We start from the raw sequence: 1,337 nt of genomic DNA on the forward strand, positions 1-1,337 counted from the left end.
CTGCCGACCTGGCCGCCCCGACACTGGATAGTGCGGCGCGATCAGGGCAAGCAGTTGCTGCCACGGAACAACCTGCTCCATCTCGGCAAGAAAGATCTCGCGCCGGGTCTGCTTACGCTTGCCCAAGCCCTCAGCGTCACCGAACGTCAGCTGCATGGATGAATCCTCTACATAAGGCGATAGTGTCGCGCATCTGCGGTGAGTTGATCAGACCTTCCTTAGCGATGCGGTAGAGCGTTCACGCGCGCCTGGTTTCATAGATCAGCTGCCGGGGCGTGGCTCCCTCCCAGAACTCCAGCAACCGGGAGACAGGCTCTGGCTTTTTTCCCGCAGACCACAGCGCGAGGCGTGTGCGCGACCAGCGTTGTGCGCTGAGCTCGACGATCGACCCGGGGAGCACTTTCCGGCACGCCATCTGCCAGTCGGGAAAGTAACGCTCGACGATGGAACCGTTGTAGACCTCCGCGATCACGTGATGGCGCGAAGACCGCTTGATGCGATCGTAGGTGTGCTGCACTCCGGCGGGTGAGCCCTCGAAATACTGGAAGAATCGAGCGCCGTCGTAGAGCAGGACACCGGTGATGGCGGCCAGCGAGTTGTGTGCACTGGAAGAGACAAGCAGCCGGTCGACCTCCCCCATCGACATGGGACGACGCACCTCGCTCACGTAAGCGATGGCCTGCAGCGGTGGATTTGCCAAGAACGCATCTCGATAGGTGATCTGCTCCAACATCCATTTCTGCAGAGTCGTCAGCGCCGGCTCCTCCTGAGGTCGCTGCGAGCGCCAGTATCAGGGCGCGACGCACCGGTTGGCAATGGAGACATTACAATTTACTTATACATGGCGGCGATGTGCGTCCATGGGCCAGCATGCTCGCCCGCCCCGGCTCGTGCAGTGCCATGCTGGCAGGCCAGTGGATCCGATGGACGGCGCGCGAAGACGCTGACGCTGAAGCAGTGGATGGCCGAAGACGTGACCGCGGTTTCATCTGAAGGAATCTGAAGGAAGTCGACAATGCACGCATCGCTCCAGGGCTACACGCTCCCTCAATCACGCCAGACGATGACCGTCGGCAAGCATGACCTTCATCGCGGCCCCTTTCTGTTTCTGGCAGTGCTTGCCGTCATGTCGCTCGGAGGATGCGCCGCCACGCCTCCGGCGGCCGGTCATCTCATCGAAGGCCCTGTGCGCCTAGGGAAGGTCTGAACAACGAGACCTGACAGGGCGGAAGGTGGCGTCGTTCCGAAGAGTGGCTTTTGGAACTTCGGAATTTCGCCATTTCTGGCGCTTTCCGCGGGAATTTCCCGGTTCACAGACGCACGCTCCCCATCGCCGG

Annotated in this window: 2 protein-coding genes and 1 pseudogene; 1 reads left to right on the forward strand and 2 read right to left on the reverse strand. The window is 61.3% G+C overall.

Features of this window, described 5'->3' with window-relative positions:
* Positions 1-156 (reverse strand): annotated as a pseudogene (locus J7367_RS22110) (IS5/IS1182 family transposase); the annotation flags it as partial.
* An 82-nt stretch (positions 157-238) separates the two neighbouring features.
* On the reverse strand, positions 239-733 hold the full coding sequence (locus tag J7367_RS22115; protein WP_057664394.1) for a BLUF domain-containing protein: 495 nt from the start codon (positions 731-733) through the stop codon (positions 239-241).
* A gap of 282 nt (positions 734-1,015) precedes the next feature.
* Between J7367_RS22115 and J7367_RS22120 the strand changes: the two genes are divergently transcribed.
* Entirely contained in the window at positions 1,016-1,207 is a 192-nt protein-coding gene (locus tag J7367_RS22120; protein WP_081028050.1) for a hypothetical protein, read from the forward strand.
* Positions 1,208-1,337 lie beyond the last annotated feature (130 nt).

The sequence above is a fragment of the Xanthomonas sp. D-36-1 genome (genome assembly GCF_017746155.1).
Taxonomy (GTDB): Bacteria; Pseudomonadota; Gammaproteobacteria; order Xanthomonadales; family Xanthomonadaceae; genus Xanthomonas; species Xanthomonas cissicola.

Excerpts from the sequence above, each read along its gene's own strand:
- J7367_RS22115 (WP_057664394.1), bottom strand. The coding sequence starts at position 733 with ATGTTGGAGCAGATCACCTATCGAGATGCGTTCTTGGCAAATCCACCG.
- J7367_RS22120 (WP_081028050.1), top strand. The coding sequence starts at position 1,016 with ATGCACGCATCGCTCCAGGGCTACACGCTCCCTCAATCACGCCAGACG.